This is a genomic window from uncultured Methanospirillum sp., assembly GCF_963668415.2.
Taxonomy (GTDB): domain Archaea; phylum Halobacteriota; class Methanomicrobia; order Methanomicrobiales; family Methanospirillaceae; genus Methanospirillum.
Genome location: NZ_CAXXDL010000001.1, coordinates 2,323,152 through 2,339,856, shown reverse-complemented (window position 1 = coordinate 2,339,856; position 16,705 = coordinate 2,323,152). Strand labels below are relative to the sequence as shown.

Sequence of the window (16,705 nt, the reverse complement as noted above, 5' to 3'; positions counted from 1 at the left end):
CGAGAATATAGACTTAAAATTCATATGTTTCACCAAATTTTTTATTTTTTTGTCTGAAGGATGTAATAGCTCTTTCCGGTCGTGATCTTGCGATACCATGGCATTTGTTCCCGCTGAATATCACGAATATACATCAGATCCCGAAATGCCACCTCTGAAAAACCGGTTTTTTCCAGGTATCTGATCATTGCATCCTGTGATACCCCCCCATCGTGAGGGAGAGCATTTCTAAGGTTTTTATCATACCCTCGCCGATGTGAATTACTATTTTCAAAAATGGATGTCAAATATTCGCTCAAACACCGTTTGCATCGTGTAGAAAATCGTTTGTCATTCCATACACCATCGATAATGAGCAGTGTCCCTCCCTTCTTTAAAACCCGGTTCCATTCGTGTAATGCCACTTCGGGATGGGGAAGTGTCCAAAGCAGATGGCGGTTGACAATCAGATCAAATGATTCATCAGGATACGGAAGATTCTCTGCATCCCCTTTTTTTAGATCAATTGCAAGTTTGTCTCTTACAGCCTTCATACGTGCCTGGTTCATCATTGCTTCTGATAGATCAACTCCACTGACATCATATCCCATCTTGGCATACAGAAGACCCATCGCTCCAGTTCCACAACCGACATCAAGTATTTTTAATGGGGGCTTTGGGATTCCATGTCGTAACTCATTCATCCAGGCTTCTTCCTCGGCTTTGGTTCCGATTTGATGCCCAGGACATGAGTCGTACATTCCAGAGGTGCTATCCCAACTTTCAGTGATGGCAGCCTTTATTTCTTCATTATCCATACTTAGCACCAACTAGTAATATTATATTTTTTCATACGAATTCTTAATTCTTGTTATTTGATTTTTTGTCAGAGGGTGAATTTTTCTTCGCTGAAGTCAAAAATTCATCACCTTCAAGATATTTCTTAAGGGTTTAATGAAATATCTATAACAAAAAAATCACTCGAGAAATTAGAGATCTCGATGAGTCAGAGAAAAATTATAGAATCCTGTAATAACTAATTTTAATTTTTATTATGAAAGATACTATTACTACAAGAAATGTAATGATGACATGTGAACGAAAAATTTTAAGTCATACTAGCATGGTACTTACATCTACCCCATAAAATTGTCAGAATCTGCAGGGTTTTATTTGATCAGTCAGGGAATGTAATCCATGGAAATTTGGGCTGGATATATCTCCACCGATCCGAAGTACAAACAGATTGTCGGGAGGTAGCCCATTATAATTCAGAACAGAGATGTCGGCAGATATCTTACTTACAGAACCCGCATGCCTTATAAAAATGATATTCCTTGAACTACACCGAAACTGAGTTCTAACCACTTACTCTCTTTTCGAGTGATCAGAATGAAATGTCACCAATGAACTTTAGCGACCAAATCACAAAATTCAAAAAAATTGTTTTTGATCAAAATAAATAGCATTAGCACAAACATTCTTTGGTAAAGTTCTTAAAATTTTATTAGGAGTCTATAGTATGCATATCATGGAAGGTTTTCTACCCTGGCAATGGTGTCTGGTATGGTGGATAATTGCCATTCCGTTCCTTGTCCTCGGAGTTATTCAACTGCGTTCGATGATCAAAAAAGACAGGGACAATCTCCCGCTCCTTGGCGTATGCGGAGCATTCATCTTCATACTCTCTGCCCTCAAACTCCCGTCGGTTACCGGCAGTTGCTCACATCCGACCGGAACCGGACTCTCGACCATGTGTTTCGGGGTCTTCATCACCTCGATCATTGGTGCGATCGTGCTGCTATTCCAGTCACTCTTTCTTGCTCACGGTGGCTTGTCCACGATGGGAGCAAACATGGTCTCAATGGCCATCGGTGGTCCCATTGCCGGATATGCCCTGTACAGGATTCTAAAAGACACATCAGTCAATATCTACGTCACGGTCTTCATTGTATCAGCAGTTGCCGATCTGGTGACATATATCATCACTTCACTGGAACTTGCCCTTGCATACCCAGCAGCAGCCGGTGGGGTTGCTGCCTCATTCGGAGCATTCTTCGCGATCTTTGCAGTAACACAGATTCCTCTCTCAATCGTTGAAGGCTGCGTCCTTGCCCTGGTCTTCAAGTATATCGTATCGCTGAAACCCGATATTCTGATCAGACTAAATGTCTTCTCTGAGGAACAGATTGCACAGGCACAGAAACAGGATGCCACTTCAGTCCAGACCGGAGTGTAACCATGATCACGAACTATAAACTTGAAATAATCACCCTCATCGCCGTTCTCGGATTCATCGCGGTGTTTCTCTCGGTAAGTTCAGGCGGAGAGCATGAGTTCAGCGGATCAGATGATGTCGGATCAGAGATGATCTCTGAATTGACCGGAAATCCGGTAGAATCATACAAACCGCTGATTCCGCAGTACGAACCACCATCTGGAGAGATTGAGGCAACCCTCTTCGCACTTCAGTGTGCCTTTGGAGCACTGATTCTTGGCATCATCTTCGGGTACTGGCTCGGTCAGAGAAAAAATTCACCAATCACCTGATTGAAGACAAAATCGAACCTGATTCCATCACACGCATCTGTGTTGAGAAAGAAACGATCCAGAAATCAAATTTTTTTTTCCTGGGATCACGTATCCTCTGGTTCATCTCATCGATGATCATTCCTCCGTTCATCGGTCCCGATGACGTTCACGGTTCCTGCACTGAAAAATATCTTACTTCTTCTGTTCACCAATGCTGTGCTGATTGCCAATCATACACACCAGCCGGTTGTAGTAAGATTCTGACATAGATCACAGGATTCAAACCTTCAAGAAAAAAAGATGTACATACATGCCGGTGCAGAACGATGAATTCTGTCAGTGTTTAGTGGTAAAATCCAAAGGATATTCCCTGGCAATTTTCATAGCATTCGCTATTATTCTGGAGTTTATTGTTCACTATACACTACAGATCTCTATCGTCTACACTCACCTCTTTTATCTCATAATTATCATTGCAGCCATCTGGTTCCAGCGAAAGGCAGTATTGATAGCGATATTTTTCGGACTTCTTCACATTGGCGTTACGTATCTCGTTCTGGGATATATATCAGCGGATTCAGTCTTCAGGGCGTGTATCCTCTGTATGATAGCCTATATCGTAGGATCACTTGTCAGATGCCTGAATGAATATAGGGAAGAGGAAGTTCTTGAGAAAGAAGAACTAAAAAAGACACAGGATGCGTATCAGACCGCAAACAAGAAACTGAATATCCTCTCAAGCATTACGAGACATGATATTTTAAACCAGTTAACAGCTCTTCTCGGATATCAGGAGATTGCCAGAGAGATGTGCAATGATGCCTCTCTTCTGGAAATTATGAAGAAAGAACAACATGCAGCAGATGCTATCAGACGACAGATAGAGTTCACACGACATTATCAGGATATTGGAATTCGATCACCAGTCTGGCATAATATCAGTGAAGTCGTACAAAAGATCAGATCTACCTTTCAATACGAGAACATTTCTATCGATATTGCCGGTATTTCATCACCTCCGATAGAGATCTATGCAGATCCCCTTTTCCCGCTTATCTGTGAGAATCTGATTGATAACTCGATCAGGCATGGTGAACATGTAACAAAGATTCTCTTCTCATCTGAACAGACCGGATTTGAACTCATCCTTATCTACCAGGACAATGGAGTCGGGATCACCCCAGATGAGAAAGCGAAAATATTCAACCGTGGATTCGGTAAACACACAGGAATGGGTCTGTTCCTCACTCAGGAGATCCTGGCGATTACCGATCTTTCAATACGAGAGACTGGTGAGCAGGGAAAAGGGGTCAGGTTTGAGATATTCGTGCCTGCAGGCTCATTCCAGTTTGTGAACAGTGAAAAGAACCCAACAACAATCCCTGATCAAGGATGAACTCAGTTTCATAGGCTCGAGATAGTTCGGTTCGGTTTCCATAGGGAACAGGTTTATTCATCTCATATGAGAGAAGGAGTTGGACCAGATACTATCTACCACATTCCTTATCCCTCCCCAGGATGGATACACTATCATGGTCGTCTCCTTTATTCCACAGCAGGTCGGGCTGGCATACGCCCTTATTGCAATTCCGGTCATCATCTATCTGTACCGGTCAGGGAGATTCACCACTCCAGTGCAGATGATCCTCCTCGTCCTCTCTACCCTCTTCGGGTTCCTCGTTTTCGCCCCGGTCGCCCCGTACCAGTTTCAACAGGTCCTTCTCGGGGAAGTCCGTCAGCTTGGAATGCCTCTTTCAGCGGTACTGTTCTTCCTCATCCTGTTCATCGCGGTCACGATCCTTGCAGGAAGGGTATACTGCAGTAGTGTCTGCCCCATCGGAGCAATCCAGGAGTTATTGTCAAAGGCCCCGGTTCCTAAACTCTCTCTCCCCTACAAGCGTACAGTACTGGGTATTCACATCATCATCGGCGGAATATTTGCCGGGTATGCCCTGCTCCTTTCAGCATGCCTGTTCAAATGTATGGGAATACGATCATTCTTCTTCCTTGATCTCTCTTCTGAATGGTTCTGGTTGTTTGCAGTACTGATGGCTCTCGGACTCATCGTGTACCGCCCGTTCTGCAGATTTATCTGTCCTTACGGCCTGATTCTCACCGCAGGATCATACCTCTCATTCTACAGACTAAGCCGGACCGATGCCTGCATTGAATGTGGGAAATGCGAACAGGTATGCCCTACCCGGGAGGCATTCAGGACTAGTACCAAGTCTGAATGTTTTCTCTGCGGCCGGTGTACAACGGTGTGCCCGGTGTCCGGAGCACTTGTGTATGCAAATCACCGCAAGAGTGAGGAATAACGAAAGGATTATTCAGATCTAATTCAGGGGAAAAAGATACCAGAAGTATCAGATGGTATCAGAGATGGTTTAGTAGAATCGCACATTTCTGATGCAAGGGCAATCAACTCTGGCCCCGAAGGCGATGGTAGTTGCAATAACATTTCAGCAAGGAGAAGTACTGAACACATATCACACCGGTTGACCTCTTCTTCTGTGCCCAGGAGAGGGAGGTGTCGGAATCGGCGATGAGAACGAGACCGAACCAGAGGATACGGATGTCGAGACCACTGCCAGAGTTCCTCACCCAGAAAGCAACGAAAATGACCTTGGTCCACCGGATCATGTGATAAAAATTCAAGGACCGGGAGAAGAGAGGAACTTATCTGATGAGAGTCTGACGAATAGTCAGAAATCCAATGGTGAGGAATGAGGAGGCTCAATCCTATTTCGGAGTGATCTGATAGTGTTTCCGGATAAAATCCAGCACTTTCTCAGATTCACTCCATCTGGTATCCAGTTGGGTGATACTATCATCAATGATCTCAATCTGTTCCTGAATTTTTTTACCTGCCTCCCCATCAAAGTGGATCTCAGATAAGGCCATGATTATTGTTAGAGGATTTCGGATGTTATCATTGAGATAGGCCATCTGGGCAAGGTTCTGCTGTATCTGATCAAGCAGACTTGTCTTCTCCTTCTCCAGTTCTTTTCTCATGGTCAGATCTTCACCTGATGAGAGGGTACCGATGATCTGACCGACAGGGGTCTTAATAATTGTATTCACCCATGAGATCAGGATCCGCTTTCCTCCACGCGTGATTATCTCATTCTCTGAGGATGAGTACATCTCATCAGCCCCATCCATGAGGGAAATGAAGGTTTCACGAACGGATTCTCTCATATCAGGGGGAACAAATGAATCAAACCAATCCTGTCCGATGATATCATCGACAGATCCCCCAAGCATCTCTGCTCCTTTTCGGTTTATGAGCACGACGGTTCCATCATGGGAGAGGGCCACGATCATGACTTCTGCAATATTGAGGTACTGTTCAGCCCGGTCTCTCTCGATCCTGATGACCTCTTCGATCCGTTTCTGCTCAGAGATGTCAACAATGCTTCCGATCATCCTTGTCGGCTCTCCTGTTTCATCCCATGCAACGACCGAACCACGATCCATTACCCACTTCCATGACCCATCCGATCTCTTCAGCCGGGTCTCAACCCTCCAGTGACTGGTCTTTCCAGATATGTGCTCATTCAGGGAAGCGAGTGTTCTCTCTTTATCTGCCGGGTGTATTCGTGACTCCCAGGACTCATAGACTGGTTCAATATGATCCTCATCGAGAATACTGGCAAATGCAGGGCTGAAATACACCACCCCGGTCAGCATGTTCCAGTCCCATAACCCATCAGAGGTCGCCTCCATGGCAAGTCTGAACTTCTCTTCGCTTGCTTTGAGTTCCTCCTCCATCAGTCTCTTATCGGTGACATCGGTATAAATCGAGACGACCTCCCCGGTGGGAAGCCTGAACAGGGATGTGTCATAATATCCGACAGTTCCATCACCTCTCCTCACCTCTGCCTGATAGGAGACCGGCCTGGTGCTTTTTTGGGTATCCAAAAGCCGTGGAACCAGATTACTGTCATGAATAACCAAATGAGCATCAGTTAGTGTTCGCCCAATAACCTCTGACTTCTGCCTCTGTTCGTACCCAAGAGCCGTGCTGTTGATATCTTCTATACGATAACCAGAGTCATGCTCTCCCTTTCCGGTCACACTATATATTGTAGAACCACTTGGCATGATATCAAAGACACCACGGAAAAGTGCTTCTTTCTTCTGCAGTTGCTCCTGACCCTCTTTATTCATCTGAGAGAGGATGGTGATAACGGCGGCTATCAGAATAAAGATGAATACCCTGACCAATGCCTGCAGTAAAACCATTGAATCATGTGAATAGGAGATGATGAGAAAAAAATAGATGAACGAGAGTACAACTGAAAAGAACAGCCCTCTTCTCTGATAAAATGTACAGGCAATAAGGATAGGAAAGTAAAACAGGTTTTGAAAGACTATGGAGATACCCATCTGGAGAAAGTAGAGGCTTACTCCCAGACTGGTGAGGGTTGTAATGACCAGGGCAGCAAATGGCCATGTTTTGAGATATGAGAGACGTATGGTAGTACCAGGCTGGGTCATCAGGTCACACTCGGATTATTCAAAGATACCGTGAATAAGGATTATTTTGGTATCATTTATCTCTGACGGTATGGCAGATTACGAGCGGGATAATATGGCATTCAGATCTTCCATGAGTGCCTTTGCTGAGCGATACCGGTCATGCGGATCTGATGCAAGGCATCTCTGCAGAACCGGAAGAATATCAGCACCTTCCCGCTGCAAAAAAACCGGTTCAGTTTCTGAAGGGAACTCTGCCCTGCCAGTCAGAAGATCTGTAAAGACCATCCCAATCTGCCAGATGTCTGTACCGTATCCACAACCGGGATTTGGCAGATTCTGTTCTGGTGCTGCATACCGCGGAGAGAATCCTGATACTGACCACCTGGATGAGCCTGACCTGGCAAGCCCCCAGTCAGTCAGTCTTGGGACATTGTCCTGCGTGAGAAGGATATTGGATGGTTTGATGTCACAATGGGCCACACCCCGGTCATGGGCATAGATAAGGGCTGACACCAGGCTTGTGATGATCTGCAGAGCCTGCGGGACCGGTAACGGCTTTTCTAGATCTGCCAGTGTTCCAGGAAGGTACTCGATCTCAATATACGGGACCGGGAGGATGTTTGCTGAGAGCACCTGAGCAATATGGGGGTGCTCAAGATCTTTCCATACACTGATCTCCTGCATAAATGACATTCCTGTCTGTTCATCATCCCTTCGAGGAACCTTGACAACTACAGGAAGATCATCACTGATCCGCTCTGCGTACCATATCGTCCCGACACCCCCTTCAGTGAGCAGCCTGATATTACGGTATCGTTCTTGCGACAGGGGGAAGGTGGAGCGGGACCCGTCTTTCTCATTCTCTTCCATCGAATGTCGTTTCCGGACCAGTTCAGTCACTCCATAGACTCCCAGTAGAAACGAGAGTATCAAAGAGATGGAAACAAGTGAGGGGACCGGATAGACTGACTGTAGTAGGTTTGAATACTGACGGACAAAGAAGAAAAGACCGAGCGTCAAGGTCGAGGAGATGATCATACCAAGCCCCACAGCCATAAACAGATGCCAGGGAAGACGAGACCGGTACAGGGATGCCAGATGCACGATAATCAGCAGTGAGAAGAGGAGGTAAACCAGAGGCAGTGATACCGTCGAACCGCCCATACCTGCGTTCACTCCACCGCTCATTGGACCACCCATCCCGCCATACCGGTGGGCCGGTGATGATGCGAGGAGGAGGATCAAAACCAGGTATGATCCGGCAAGCAGGAGGTTGAGAACATGAGGAGTCAGGCTCTTTACTCCTGATCTCCGGAGCAGTTCCGGATCTGCAGGAAAAATTGTTGTCTTCATAAACAGTAGTCTATCAGGGTTTTCCGGACAGGTACAGGAAACTTGCTCCCAGTGATCCTGGTGAGAGTTCGATCAGGTCTTCATTAGTGAGGGGGACCGGCTCATGTGGGACAGGCTTTCCGTTCACGTATGTTCCCCCTTTGCTGTTCCCATCCTCGATGGTCCACACACCAGACTTCTTGCGCAGCCATGCATGGGGCCGGGACGCCCGGCTTACGGATCTATACTCATCTCCAAGGATGATAACCGGCTCGGTGACGAGAACCTCCTCTCCTTCCTCACTCCTGCCAATCCGGTACATCTCGCTCTTCAACTCATATCTGCGTCCGCTATCAGGCCCGTTGGTCAGTGAGAGTGAAGGGCCTTTTCCAGGCATTATATCTATGAGCCCCTTCTTTGCGGTCTCGATTCGATCTGATAATCCTGACAACCCTGAACCTGAAACCGAGGTGAAGAGAGCAAGGTTGCGGGTTGCCTGATCCAGGCCTCCCGGGATGAGAGAGTAGTAGAAGACCGGCTGTCCATGGTTTGATGGATCATCAGAGACACCGATCTCTTTTCGTATCAGACCAAGGGAGAGAAGCCGGGTCAGATGTTTCTTTGTATTTTCGTAACTGGTGGAGATCTCATGGGCAACCTGTCTGACTGTCCTGGGTCTGGTTCCCATAAATGACAACATCTGAAGTCTGACCGGGCTTGCCAGGACATCGAGGTATTCTGAGAGTTCAGCGATGAACTCAGGGTCTGATCCTGAAAGGATCGTCCGGTCATGAGAATTATCAGATGATATGTCATTCACCTCTGTTGTTGATTGGTCTCTTCATCATATCATCTCTACCCCTGATAACCACCAGGTTCAGAGGGTGAACAGATCCCATTTTGGGCGTTTATATTGTACCCCGTGATATGTGTGTCTATGCACCGCTAAAGCGGGTGACACAACATGAAAGCAATAGTAATAGTTCTTATTGTGGGCCTTATCGCCCTCGCAACCATCCTTCCGGCATCAGCAGCCGGACAGAATGGAAACACAAAGATGCTGCAGAACGGATCAGGATCAGCAGACACCGGGGTATGCCCGAACCCGGACTGCCCACAGACTGATTGTCCAAACAACCAGACTCCACCCCGTGACGGGACCGGGATGAAGTACGGAAGAGATCTGACTACGTGAGATCGGTGAGATGATGAACCAAAAAACCCTTACGATAGTTGGGATCAGTGTCATTGCTGTTCTGGTAATTCTGGTTGTAGCCCTTCCGGTATCAGGGGCAGGAAAAATGGGTCCGCAGGACGGAACTGGAAATCAGGTTGGCTACCACGCGTACCAGAATAATGCAGGCCAGCAGGGCGGGTCAGGGAGTGGATCCTGTATCCGTGAAGACTGTCCGAACAACGGAAATGCACCAAGGGACGGAACCGGTATGAAGTATGGCCAGTCCGGCGGAGGCAGATGCGGGAATTCGGGCTCAGGTGGGCAGGACTGCGGCCACAGGTTCAGGGGTTAAACCAAAACCCGGGGTGTGAACACCCGGGTTTGGTCTCCCACAGGCAGGATTCGGCGCTTCCTTTAGGTGAAACACTCCGGCGAATGAGGTGAATAAACCACATTTTTTCCAAAGTATCCATATCCTGGTATCTTCCATCGGGATATGGAGAGTTATTTTTTCTTCGCAGTGACGTGAAAAGAAGAGATGAAGATACGACTCTTCACCATCACAGTCTGTACGAATCCCTCCCGAAAATGTTTGGGAAAATTCCAGACAACGATCAGGAGTTATTCTCAAGTGATTGTGTCTTCCGAGTTACGGGCAAAAACAGTCCCAAATTCGTTTCCCATTTTCTGTCTCGCTTTGGCAAGGTTGTCATAGAGACTCTGCATCTGATCTGTATCTGCATATCCCGTCTCTTCTCCCATCCTGATAGCTGTCTGAAACGCCTGTTCAGCCGCCTCGTACTGCCCCAGTGCTAATGAGACCCGGCCCAGCCCTGCATATGCCGCCCAGGCAGATTCCTCACCGCCAGACAAGGAGATCGCGGTCTTGTACGAGTCAACTGCTGACTGGTACCGCTTGGATCCCTCAAGTGCATACCCCAAGCCAAGCCAGGCATCAAATGATCGGGAATTCAACCGAATCGCCTCTTCAAACTGTCGTTTAGCATCAAGGAACGACCCACCTGCAAGAAGAGTATTACCTTTGGCTATCGATGACGAAACAGTCGGGATCTCGATATCAGTTCCAGATATGTTCCGGGGATAATAGAAATCAGGGAGAATACTGGTATCAGTCCGGTCAAGCACCCAGTCCGGGGCACCGAGCCACCCCTGAGTATATCCCTCATCTGCTGATGCTAAAGGAGAAATCATAAACAAAAATACCAGGATGCAACTGAAATACAGCATTTCATCCTTCAGGAATACGGTTTTTGGGAACAAAGCATTGCTATTCATAGGCTCACCTTGGTGGCGGATGAGAAATACTTTTCACTGTCACCTATCATCAGGAGACGGTATGATTTCAGTTCAAGACCCTGTGCATAAATTAGTTATACATCTACACCAATGAGTCAGATATCGGGGGAGAACAATGACACGAAAGAAGGCGATAATATCCTCTCAAATCATCCTGAAAAATACAATTTCAGGACGGTCGTTTCTCATCGCGGTGATCATCATAGCGATGTGGACCGTCCATGCAGCAGCCCTGCCCACGGTGATGTTCCCTCTCAAACCTTCACCAGCGACCGGGCCATACCAGGATGCTGAATTTCTTGACATTGCAAATGAGACGATCTACGGTTTGTCTAACCAGACAATACCAAATGGCACAAACCTACGTGAACTTCAGACTACCCAGCAGCAACTTGCAAAGATGAATATCAGCCCAGAACTATACCAACGTGCCAGGCAGATCAATGCATATCTTTACTACACATCAAAAGCTGGTGATGAGTACTCAAATGCGATGAATCTTGCAAGTAAGCCCTATTCTCCGGTATACAAAGATAATTCGGTCCTCATTGAAGCACGCCAGTATCAGACCGCGTCACAGGTTATATGGAACCAGATCAAGGACCTCTATCCGGGTGTGACTCCATACCGGCTTGAAACAGTGACAGGAGCGTTCTCCCCTAACGAAGATCCGAATTTCAAATGGCCGTATGATCCTGTATCACCCTATGTCAGTGGGGACCTCTGGTAATACCCGGATTTTTTCCCGGCAGGCTCATTGTGAGCCTGAACATCCAGGTTCAGTGGATCGCACTCAAAAAAGTTATGTTGGTTTTTCAATCTCTGCCATCAGCCGGTCCATAACCTCGTCAATGGCTTTCCAGGTTGGTGAATCCTGTTTCTTCCCGATAAACGGATGGCCTGCATCCCCGGCTTCTCTCATCTTGATATCAAGGGGTATCTTCCCAAGGAACGGTACCTGATGCTCCTGTGCAATCCGCTCGCCTCCCCCGCTTCCAAAGAGATCGATGGTGCCATGGCAGTGAGGACAAGAAAGACCGCTCATATTCTCGATAACTCCAAGGACCGGCATCTCAAGCATCTCAGCAAAGGTGATCGCTTTTGTTGAGTCCAGGGTTGCAACATCCTGTGGTGTTGTCACAATCACAGCTCCCCTGATGTTCGGAGCAATCTGTGCAATCGTAAGAGCCTCGTCCCCGGTACCAGGCGGGAGATCCACGATCAGGTAATCAAGACTTCCCCACCTTACCTCAGACAGGAACTGCCTGATAACCCCCATCTTGATAGCTCCCCGCCAGACAACGGGATCAGATTTTTTCTGCAGCAAAAAGGCCATTGAGATGACCTGAAGAGTTCCGGTCATCCTGACCGGGACAAGCATCTCCCCATCACCCTGGAGCTGATGCTCTTCAAGTCCCAGCATTTTGGGAATATTTGGTCCGTGAATATCAAGATCCAAAAGTCCGGTCTGTTTTCCACGGGCAGCCAGAGCATATGCGAGGTTGACTGCAACGGTAGATTTGCCAACCCCACCTTTTCCTGATAGGATGAGGATTACATGTCTGACATCAATTGTTGCTTTTTCAGGAACTTTATGAGCAGAAGCCGGGTGGGAGGCTGGAGAATGATCATCAACTTCCGGTTTTTCAGAAGACTGTGTTGGTTCAGGTGAAGCATCGGTCATGTACGGACTCCGTTACGTATACTGCATGGATATCATCTTCAGGAAACCCTGGATGATGACCCATGGTCGTACCATAGTTATTACTCATACGAGTAATAATCCATTCCCTTTGAGTTCAGGATGCTCATTATAATGTTGTGGGTGAAAAATGATGGAAAGTACCTGAAGGTCTGATTCCGTTTCAGGAATCCGTTATAGGCACTATCTCAGCTTTGATATCAGCAGGCTGGGCATAATACATCCACGATGTCACGAGCACATCGGCACCGGCCTTTGCGTACGCTCCCGCATTGGTACCGTTCACGGAGCCTGCCGCGATTACGCAGATATTCGGATTGATGGCACGACACTGACCAGCATATTCAGAAAATCGGTCCAGGGGGATCTTATCCAGTTGAATAGCATCAGCCCCGGAGTTGACGACCACAAGCGCTTCCTCGATGCTATGGGCTTCGACAACAATTTTTCTCTCTTTCTGCTTCTGTCTGACCGATTTCACCACTCCGGGCAACTCAGCATACCCACCGGTAAACAATAGATGTTCACGGAAGATAAGGATGGTATCAGAAAGACCGGTGCGGTGCGGCACTCCGCCACCTACAAGTAGTGCTTTTAATGCCATCTTTTTTACAAATGGCGGGTGTTTCCGTGTCCCGGCAACTGAAGCTGACGGATTTTCAGCCTGAACAGATCTGACCAGTTCTCGTGTACGCCCGGCAATACCTGACGCAAATTCAATCATGGCACCCCCGGTCCGCCAGATCAGATGGATGGCACTTGCATCGCCAATAGCCTCAATCAGTGTGTCGCCGGGTTGCAGGCTCGTCCCCGAAGGAACGACATACCTGACATCAAGCCCGACTTTTTTGTACAGACGTTCTGCTTCTTCGGTGCAGCAGGCAATCATCTCGTTTCTGGCAGTAAGCGTAATTGAACCCTTCTTCCCGGACAGGCCCAACAATATCGTTGTCATATCCCCTGCCGGAACATCGTCCTCAATCAGTCGATCAATGTCACTTTCAGTAAAATATATCATAATAATTCTTTTAACGTTTGAATATAAGTAACCAGACAAACTCCTTTCAGAACATATTCAGAACGTGTATACACTCCCGACAGTATTGAGTACCACCTGATCAGGCATCATCTCGATAAACCGGTTTATAGCCTCCCAGCCGGTGCAGTGCAGGGGAATGACATAGCCGGGATGGATCTTCTGCATCGTTGCAACCGTTGGATCGATGATCCTGCTGAAGAACGGACCAGACAGATGGAATCCACCAATGACTGCATAGATCGTGTCAATACCGGTGATCGCTCTGGCGTACTGGACCGTATTGATGACACCTGCATGGGCACACCCGGTGATGATTACCAGACCTTTTCCTTTCAGATTGAGGATGACTGCCTGATCGTCGTGGAAGAGATCAGGAACCCAGGAGTCAGACGAATCAGACACTTCCACATAATAAACAGGATTACTCTGCTCAAACACGGTAGTGCGTGCAATCTCCCCGGTGATCAGGATCCGATCCTGCCACAGCAATGTGGGGCCGGACGTGAAGAGAAGTTCTGCACCGGCATCCATACATGCAGCCTTATCAGGAGGAGCTATATCAACAAACGGCTTATCAGAAAAACGCTTCTGTCTCCTCGAAAAGGAACCGGGATGAATGTACACCGGAACCGGCTTCTCAGATAGTTCAAGAACATCTACCAGAGAACCTACGTGATCATCATGGCCATGACTTATCACAAGGGCAGCGATATCATGCAACGATATTCCGAGAAGTGCCGCATTATACAGAAGGGCGACCTTTGAAGCACCGGCATCCATCAGAACTGATAGTGACTCGTCGCCTGACCATGCGGTGATATGAAGAGAAAGCCCGTGTTCCGCCAGCAGAACCTCCCCATTTTGTAGATCCGGCCGTGTTACAACTGACGAGGAATCAGACCGGAGCAGATCGGTGTAGTTGTCAACAAGCACCGTTATCCGGACGCGATCTATCTCCAGGAGTCTCATTCATTCGCCATCGTCTGACGCTCTTCCTCTGTCACTTCTGCAAGGACCTCTGCAGTCGGACCGATCCTGATGATCTTGCCAAACCGCATGAGAGCACACCGGTCACAGATCTCCCTGACAAACTCCATGTCATGCGACACAACGATGAAGGTATCCTCCATCTCCTCGCGTGAATGGAGGATCGAGTGCTTGACATCAACCTTTGTAATCGGGTCCATCGTTCCCGTCGGCTCATCAAGAACAACGATGGTCGGTTCTCTGATCAGAACCTGGGCAAGGGCAACCCGGTGACGTTCACCCTCGCTCAGTGTTCCCGGGAGCCGGTTCAAAATCTCCCTGCTCTTCTCGGCTGTGAACCCTGCCATCTTCAGCGTGATGATGGCCTTCTGCATGGCAAGTTCTTTGGGAAACTCAAGCCCGATAGCATCGGTCAGGTTATCAAGTACGGTCCGGTGCGGAAAGAGGTCGTACTCCTGGTGAAGAAGACCAAGGTACTGCTTTGCCCTGCCACGGTTGTCATACCCGGGCTTGGTCATATCAACCCACTCATCACCGACCCTGATATTCAGTTCACCGCTGGTCGGCTCGATGATGCCTGATATCATCTTCGAGAGTGTCGTCTTCCCGGCTCCTGATGTCCCGATGATCCCGAAGATCTCCTGGTGGTTGACTTCAAACTGGATGTTATTGACTGCACGAATAAGCCCGCGATCAAGCGAGACATACTGTTTCACGAGATCCCGGGCCTGGAGGATCGGCGTTCCGCATTCAACTGAACAGAACACTTCGTCATCATGGAACCCTTTCATAAAGGTGGCCATGACATCATGCGGAGAGCCTGATGCCTTGATCTCGCCATTCTCAAGAAGAATAGCCGTTGTCACGACCTCGTCAAGGATCTGGGTGAAATGTGAGGTGATGACCATCGGCATCCCTGATGCAGCAGCAGCCTCCTTGAGCATCTTGTGGACGAGAAAAGCGGTCTTGGGATCCAGTGTTCCGGTCGGCTCGTCTGCAAAGAGGCAGAAAGGATCCTTTGCCAGCTGCCTTGCAAGTACAACCCGCTGCTTCTCACCGCCTGACAGGTCACGGGCGATGTGCATCATCCGGTGTGAGAGTCGCACCTGGTCGATAAGATCTGCTGCCCGGGCTATTGCTTTCCCGGCAGGGTACCCGGTGTCATCAAGGGCATGGAGGACGTTGTCGATGACACGGTCATTCCCGTACAGAGCAAACGTCCGCTGGAACATGATCGCGTTGCGTGAGGTTATCCTCCGTTTCATGAGTTCCTGATCAGGACTCCAGAAGTCCACATCCATTGCTGTAAGGATGCCACCACACTTCGGGCATTTCTGCCCGGCATGACTCTGAACAGTGACATACTCACAGGACGGGCAGGCAGCGATGTGGTAGATAATTCGCCCGGAGGTCGGAGGCTGATCAATGCCACGGAGCAGATGGATAAGGATCGTCTTTCCTGCACCGCTTCTGCCGATGATGCCGAGGATCTCTCCTTCATCAAGGGTAAAAGAGACGTTTTTCAGGGCTGGCGTTTCATCGAACGCCAGAGTCAGGTTTTCTATGGTAATGAGCCGGGTCATGTATTGTCTGCAGGATACCAGGGGGTTATTCAACGGTTATATCGACGTTAAGAGTTGCATCGATCAGGAGATCAAAGGAAATTTTATCAAGCCAGCCTGATTTCTGGAACATATGCATGAAACAGATCCCTGCAGATGCGACATCAGGATATGCAGAAAGGAGTGCTTCTGCCTCCTCTATCTTCACCGGCACACCAGGCATTGCCAGCCCCCCCATGAATATGATGATCGAGGGATTGCGAATCTGGCAGGGCTCTCCAAGTTGAAACCCGAGACCCTCGGTGTAGGTCATCTCCCGTGATTCGTTCTCCCTGAGATACGGGACAAACAGAAACCTGCAGGGAAGATTCCTGACCGCATAACAGAGCAGTTCCACAAAGGGTGTGCATGTCCCGGGCACTCCGAAAAAGACGACTTCTGCACCTTCTGGAAGGTTCCACGTTTCAAGATATTCCTTAAACGGCCTGAGCATTCCAGGAATTCCCTGAAAAGTACTATTTTTCATATCTATCCTCCATTCTGCCTGATCGGGATCCACAGATTGCAGCTCCTCAATCAACCACACATCTGAT

The 16,705-nt window shown here is 48.1% G+C and carries 18 protein-coding genes; 7 read left to right on the top strand and 11 right to left on the bottom strand.

All coding sequences use genetic code 11. The features are described from left to right. Positions 1-41 precede the first annotated feature (41 nt). Positions 42-797, bottom strand: coding sequence for a class I SAM-dependent methyltransferase (locus ACHZA2_RS11015; protein WP_319579746.1), 756 nt, complete (start codon positions 795-797; stop codon positions 42-44). A gap of 704 nt (positions 798-1,501) precedes the next feature. Between ACHZA2_RS11015 and ACHZA2_RS11010 the strand changes: the two genes are divergently transcribed. From ACHZA2_RS11010 to ACHZA2_RS10995, 4 genes are all read left to right on the top strand, one after another. After that, positions 1,502-2,218 carry an energy-coupling factor ABC transporter permease gene (locus ACHZA2_RS11010; protein ID WP_319538776.1) on the top strand — a complete coding sequence of 239 codons (717 nt, stop codon included), beginning with the start codon at positions 1,502-1,504 and terminating at the stop codon, positions 2,216-2,218. A gap of 2 nt (positions 2,219-2,220) precedes the next feature. Beyond that, positions 2,221-2,529, top strand: a complete 309-nt coding sequence (locus tag ACHZA2_RS11005; RefSeq protein WP_319579745.1) for a cobalt transport protein CbiN — start codon at positions 2,221-2,223, stop codon at positions 2,527-2,529. A 292-nt stretch (positions 2,530-2,821) separates the two neighbouring features. Further along, positions 2,822-3,907 carry a HAMP domain-containing sensor histidine kinase gene (locus ACHZA2_RS11000; protein WP_319579744.1) on the top strand — a complete coding sequence of 362 codons (1,086 nt, stop codon included), beginning with the start codon at positions 2,822-2,824 and terminating at the stop codon, positions 3,905-3,907. A gap of 79 nt (positions 3,908-3,986) precedes the next feature. Next, entirely contained in the window at positions 3,987-4,829 is an 843-nt protein-coding gene (locus ACHZA2_RS10995; protein ID WP_319579743.1) for a 4Fe-4S binding protein, read from the top strand. 103 nt (positions 4,830-4,932) lie between these two features. On the opposite strand, the gene ACHZA2_RS10990 is transcribed toward ACHZA2_RS10995, so the two are convergent. The 4 genes from ACHZA2_RS10990 to ACHZA2_RS10975 form a co-directional block, all read right to left on the bottom strand. Continuing rightward, positions 4,933-5,154 (bottom strand): hypothetical protein, encoded by a 222-nt coding sequence (locus ACHZA2_RS10990; RefSeq protein ID WP_319579742.1) that lies wholly within the window; start codon positions 5,152-5,154, stop codon positions 4,933-4,935. Between the two features lie 99 nt (positions 5,155-5,253). Next, positions 5,254-7,014 carry a PAS domain S-box protein gene (locus ACHZA2_RS10985; protein ID WP_319579741.1) on the bottom strand — a complete coding sequence of 587 codons (1,761 nt, stop codon included), beginning with the start codon at positions 7,012-7,014 and terminating at the stop codon, positions 5,254-5,256. A gap of 78 nt (positions 7,015-7,092) precedes the next feature. Then, complete coding sequence (locus ACHZA2_RS10980; protein ID WP_319579740.1) at positions 7,093-8,349, bottom strand: serine/threonine-protein kinase; 1,257 nt, start codon at positions 8,347-8,349, stop codon at positions 7,093-7,095. A 13-nt stretch (positions 8,350-8,362) separates the two neighbouring features. Further along, positions 8,363-9,148, bottom strand: coding sequence for an FHA domain-containing protein (locus tag ACHZA2_RS10975; protein WP_319538782.1), 786 nt, complete (start codon positions 9,146-9,148; stop codon positions 8,363-8,365). Positions 9,149-9,292: 144 nt separating this feature from the next. On the opposite strand from ACHZA2_RS10975, the gene ACHZA2_RS10970 reads away from it, so the two are divergent. Together ACHZA2_RS10970 and ACHZA2_RS10965 are read left to right on the top strand one after the other, a co-directional pair. Then, a complete protein-coding gene (locus ACHZA2_RS10970) occupies positions 9,293-9,523 on the top strand; it encodes a hypothetical protein (RefSeq protein WP_319538783.1) in 231 nt (76 codons plus the stop codon). A gap of 10 nt (positions 9,524-9,533) precedes the next feature. Then, positions 9,534-9,857, top strand: a complete 324-nt coding sequence (locus tag ACHZA2_RS10965) for a hypothetical protein (RefSeq protein WP_319579739.1) — start codon at positions 9,534-9,536, stop codon at positions 9,855-9,857. 275 nt (positions 9,858-10,132) lie between these two features. Here the strand turns inward: ACHZA2_RS10965 and ACHZA2_RS10960 are convergent, their stop codons facing one another. Next, the gene (locus tag ACHZA2_RS10960) at positions 10,133-10,717 is read right to left on the bottom strand and encodes a tetratricopeptide repeat protein (protein ID WP_319579738.1); all 585 of its coding nucleotides are present in this window, start codon (positions 10,715-10,717) and stop codon (positions 10,133-10,135) included. Positions 10,718-10,937: 220 nt separating this feature from the next. Between ACHZA2_RS10960 and ACHZA2_RS10955 the strand changes: the two genes are divergently transcribed. After that, the gene (locus ACHZA2_RS10955) at positions 10,938-11,552 is read left to right on the top strand and encodes a hypothetical protein (RefSeq protein WP_319579737.1); all 615 of its coding nucleotides are present in this window, start codon (positions 10,938-10,940) and stop codon (positions 11,550-11,552) included. A gap of 72 nt (positions 11,553-11,624) precedes the next feature. Here ACHZA2_RS10955 and ACHZA2_RS10950 read toward each other — a convergent pair whose 3' ends face one another. The 5 genes from ACHZA2_RS10950 to ACHZA2_RS10930 form a co-directional block, all read right to left on the bottom strand. Next, positions 11,625-12,506, bottom strand: a complete 882-nt coding sequence (locus tag ACHZA2_RS10950) for an Mrp/NBP35 family ATP-binding protein (protein WP_319579736.1) — start codon at positions 12,504-12,506, stop codon at positions 11,625-11,627. Between the two features lie 181 nt (positions 12,507-12,687). After that, positions 12,688-13,542: a ModD protein gene (gene modD / locus ACHZA2_RS10945; RefSeq protein ID WP_319579735.1), complete on the bottom strand. Its 855-nt coding sequence runs from the start codon at positions 13,540-13,542 to the stop codon at positions 12,688-12,690. Between the two features lie 57 nt (positions 13,543-13,599). Continuing rightward, positions 13,600-14,532, bottom strand: a complete 933-nt coding sequence (locus ACHZA2_RS10940; RefSeq protein WP_319579734.1) for an MBL fold metallo-hydrolase — start codon at positions 14,530-14,532, stop codon at positions 13,600-13,602. After that, entirely contained in the window at positions 14,529-16,133 is a 1,605-nt protein-coding gene (gene atwA / locus ACHZA2_RS10935; protein ID WP_319579733.1) for a methyl coenzyme M reductase system, component A2, read from the bottom strand. Before atwA ends, ACHZA2_RS10940 begins: the two co-directional genes overlap by 4 nt. 25 nt (positions 16,134-16,158) lie before the next feature. Next, positions 16,159-16,671, bottom strand: a complete 513-nt coding sequence (locus ACHZA2_RS10930) for a DUF2124 family protein (protein WP_319579732.1) — start codon at positions 16,669-16,671, stop codon at positions 16,159-16,161. Positions 16,672-16,705: the final 34 nt, after the last annotated feature.